The sequence below is a fragment of the Flavobacterium sp. genome (genome assembly GCF_044373165.1).
In the GTDB taxonomy this organism is placed as follows: Bacteria; Bacteroidota; Bacteroidia; order Flavobacteriales; family Flavobacteriaceae; genus Flavobacterium.
Genome location: NZ_JBILQL010000119.1, coordinates 1 through 4,303, shown reverse-complemented (window position 1 = coordinate 4,303; position 4,303 = coordinate 1). Strand labels below are relative to the sequence as shown.

Annotated in this window: 4 protein-coding genes; 2 read left to right on the top strand and 2 right to left on the bottom strand. The window is 39.1% G+C overall.

What is annotated here, in order from left to right:
• Nucleotides 1–1,005, top strand: a 1,005-nt coding sequence (locus ACIQ32_RS11300; protein WP_396195795.1) for a PepSY-associated TM helix domain-containing protein, incomplete at its 5' end; no start/stop codon positions are given.
• An 87-nt stretch (nucleotides 1,006–1,092) separates the two neighbouring features.
• On the opposite strand, the gene ACIQ32_RS11295 is transcribed toward ACIQ32_RS11300, so the two are convergent.
• A complete protein-coding gene (locus tag ACIQ32_RS11295; protein WP_396195794.1) occupies nucleotides 1,093–2,556 on the bottom strand; it encodes an aminoacyl-histidine dipeptidase in 1,464 nt (487 codons plus the stop codon).
• A gap of 180 nt (nucleotides 2,557–2,736) precedes the next feature.
• Between ACIQ32_RS11295 and ACIQ32_RS11290 the strand changes: the two genes are divergently transcribed.
• A complete protein-coding gene (locus tag ACIQ32_RS11290) occupies nucleotides 2,737–3,792 on the top strand; it encodes a DUF3810 domain-containing protein (protein ID WP_396195793.1) in 1,056 nt (351 codons plus the stop codon).
• Between the two features lie 182 nt (nucleotides 3,793–3,974).
• On the opposite strand, the gene ACIQ32_RS11285 is transcribed toward ACIQ32_RS11290, so the two are convergent.
• The coding region (locus tag ACIQ32_RS11285) for a T9SS type B sorting domain-containing protein (protein WP_396195792.1) at nucleotides 3,975–4,303 on the bottom strand (329 nt) is incomplete at its 5' end.

Here is a 4,303-nt window from a genome sequence, read left to right as displayed (position 1 = left end):
ACCTATCGCTTTGTGGAAAAGCAAAACAAAGCTTTCCTCCTACCGTCAGAATTAGAAAAAATCGCCCGTGCCGAATTACCGCAACAATCGTTACACGCTATTAAATACAATGGTCAAAGTCAGTCTGCCGAAGCCATCTTTTTCAGTCACGACGACCAAAACAAACAAAACGATTATTACCACATCATTTACCTCAATCCGTACACCGGGGAAATTTTGGAAGTAGCCGATATGTATTCGGGCTTTTTCCGATGGGTTTTAGATGGACATTTTTACCTCTGGTTGCCGCACGAAATCGGGCAAACGGTTATTGCTTCGGTCACACTGATTTTCTTATTCATGCTCATCAGCGGCTTCATTCTTTGGTATCCCAAAAACAAAAATGCGGCCAAACAACGTTTTTGGTTTCGCTGGAAAGACGGGATAAAATGGAAGCGCAAAAACTACGATTTGCATAATATTACCGGATTTTACGTAATGGCTATCGCTTTAATCTTTGCCATTACAGGATTAGTTTGGGGATTTCCGTGGTTTGCTTACGGCTATTATACTTTTATCGGTGGCGAAAAATCATTGGTCTATGAAGATCCGATATCCCCAAAAGAAATCTCAGTTTCTGCCATTGAAAAACCGCTGGATAAAGTGTGGATACTGATGCAAAAAGACTATCCCAATGCCCAATCAATTGAAGTACATCCGCCCGAAACCGATTCGAGCTCGATAGCCGCTAACGCTAACTTGGACAAAGGCACTTATTGGAAAACCGACTATCGTTATTTTGATCAATACACTTTACAAGAAAAAGAGGTGAAACACATTTACGGAAAGTTAGCTAACGCAACCGCTTCCGACAAACTCATCCGAATGAATTACGACATTCATACCGGAGCTATATTAGGCTTGCCCGGAAAAGTTTTTGCCTTTTTGATTAGTTTGTTGATTGCGAGTTTACCCGTGACCGGTTTTTTAATTTGGTTTGGAAAACGGAATGCAAAAAGATTCTAGACTTGCTTATTTTTTAAAGATGAAAAATAAACCCGCTCAATATCGAACGGGTTTCTTATAATCTAATATCCTAAGATGTCTAACAATTTAATTTTTTGCGGGAATGTTAGCTAAAATCTCTAAAAAGAATTTCCAAAACTTTCGAGACGATTTGATCGAAGCTCTTTCATCCGGACTGTGTGCACCGTGAATGGTTGGTCCAAATGAAATCATGTCCATGCCCGGGTAATTGGTTCCTAAAATTCCGCATTCCAATCCGGCGTGACAAGCCACTACATTGGGTTTATTCCCGTTTTGTTTTTCGTAAATGTCGACCAAAACTTTTAAGATTTCCGAGTTTACATTGGGTGTCCAACCCGGATAGCTTCCGCCGAATTCCACTTCACAACCAAACAATTCATAAGCCGAACGCAAACCATTGGCTAAGTCCATTTTAGAAGTTTCTACTGAGGAACGAGTCAAATTCTGAATCGAAATTTGTCCGTCTTTCACCACTACTCTAGCGATATTATTAGAAGTTTCCACCAAATCAGCCATATCAGCACTCATACGATATACGCCGTTATGGGCAGCATAAATCGAACGCAACAAACCTTCTTGCACGCCTAAATCCATCACTTTCGAAGGTAAATCGCTTTTTACAATTTCGATGGTTAAGTTGGGTTCTGTTGTTTTGAATTCGGTTTTGATGTCGTTGATGATTTCTTGCATATCAAAAACAAAAGCTTCATCATACATGCCGGCAACGATTACTTTAGCCACACTTTCACGCGGTATCGCATTGCGCAAACTGCCACCGTTAATTTCAGCAATTTGCAATCCGAAGTTTTCGAATCCGTCAAACAACAAACGGTTCATGATTTTATTGGCATTCCCCAAACCTTTATTAATGTCCATACCCGAGTGCCCGCCATTCAAGCCTTTTACGGTAATGGTGTAACCTTCAGAACCTTCAGGAGTTTCTTCTTCGTTATAACTTCTGGTTGCTGTAACATCAATACCACCGGCACAACCAATGTCAATTTCATCGTCTTCTTCGGTATCTAAATTCAACAGTATTTCTCCTTTTAAAATGCCACCTTTTAAGTTCAAAGCACCGGTCATCCCGGTTTCTTCATCTATGGTAAACAAGGCATCAATGGCAGGATGCGGAATGTCTTTGCTTTCCAAAATGGCCATAATCGCGGCTACACCCAAACCATTGTCAGCTCCCAAAGTAGTTCCTTTGGCACGAACCCAATCGCCATCTACATACATATCGATGCCTTGGGTTAAGAAGTCGAATTCGGTATCATTATTTTTTTGATGCACCATATCCAAGTGACCTTGCAGCACTACAGTTTTACGGTTTTCCATCCCAGGAGTAGCAGGTTTACGGATGATAACGTTTCGGATGTCATCTTCAAAAGTTTCTAATCCTAAACTGTTTCCGAAATTTTTCATGAATTCAATCACGCGTTCTTCTTTTTTAGACGGACGCGGTACCGCATTTAAATCGGCAAACTTGTTCCAAAGGACTTTAGGTTCGAGGTTTCTAATTTCTTGGCTCATTTTTTAAGTTTCTAAGTTACTGAGGTTCTGAGTTACTGAGTTTTTTTACCTCGTTACAAGCCACATAATAACTTAGTTACTCAGCGACTCAGTCACTCAGCGACTCAGTACCGCAAAGTTACAAAGTTTAACTACTTTAGAAATTGAATTGTGATTATATTTACATTTTAAAAAGATACTTTGAAACGTAAATATATACTTCCTTTATTTTTGCTGATTCAGCTGGTTCTGCTGAAAATATTAGCCTTTTTTCCGGAAACAATAGAACGTTTTTACAGCAATGGGTTATACCTATGGCTATCAAAATGTTCGCGATGGATATTAGGCAGTATTCCTTTTTCTGTAGGCGATGTCGTTTACACTTTTGTGGGGTTTTATGCGTTATACTGGCTGTATAAAAATCGGAAAATACAATGGAAAGTCAAGGTTTGGCCGATATTGAGTTTTGTGTCGTTAGCCTACTTTTTATTTCATTTGCTATGGGCATTCAATTACTATAGAGTACCGTTGTTTGAAAAGATGAAAATCAAAAGAGAATACACCGAACAAGAATTGGTGTTGTTCACAGAAAAATTGATTACCCAAACGAATGCTGTTCACATAGCCATCACCAAAGACAGTCTGAAAAAGGTAATAAATCCTTATTCTCAGGACAGCATTTTTAAACTGACCCAAAACGGTTACGATCAACTGGCGAAAGAACATGCCTATTTTGAGTATAAAATTCCCAGTCAGAAAAAATCGCTGTTGAGTTTACCCTTAACCTACATGGGATTTGGTGGGTATTTGAATCCGTTTACCAATGAAGCGCAAGTCAATGATAAACTACCGATGTACGGTTTTCCTAATGTGGTTTGCCATGAAATGGCGCATCAAATAGGCTTTGGCAGCGAAAGCGAGTGCAACTTTATCGGTTTTATGGCCGGTGTTAAAAATGAAGATTTGTATTTTCAATATTCCGCTTTATCCAATGCACTTCGGTATAGTATGTCGAATATCGGGGTGAAAAACGAAAAAGAGTTCGAGCGATTGAAGCATAAAATTAACCCCGGGATACTCAAAAACTACCAAGAAAGTGAAGTCTTTTGGGAACAGTACGACACTTTTATCGATAAAGCTTTCCATGCTTTTTACGACCAATATTTAAAATCAAACCAACAACAAGAAGGCATTGACAGCTACAGCAAGTTTGTGGATTTATTAGTGAATTATTATAAAGACAAGGCGATAAAGTAGTTATGCTTTTTAAATCGAATAGGATTTTGCTGCGCAACTTCCTTCAATGCGCCGATCTGAAAAACAAAATATTATTATTAAAAAGATTAAGCCAATATCTTCCTATACCCTCATAACTTGTCTGCAGATTGTACCTAAAAAAACTGCCATTAGTTCCTATACGTTGAGTGTTCTTAAAATATTTATCGCTTCAAACTAAAGTGCGCTTTAAACTGTTTCATCACGCCATTCTCCGGATAATCTACCGTAAACCAGTAATCCGTAGACGGCAGTAGTTGTCCGTTATAAGTTCCGTCCCAACCTTCGCCCGAAGAACTCAATTGTTTCAACAACTTACCAAAGCGGTCAAAAATGTAAATCTTAGTTATCGCATCAAAGTTTTGCAAACCGCTTACATTCCATGTGTCATGGAAACCATCGCCGTTCGGGGTAAAGTAATGAGGGTAATCTATCACTTGTACTTCTTGTATTGGAACCACTCCACATGAATAGCCATCCGGACTCAAAACAT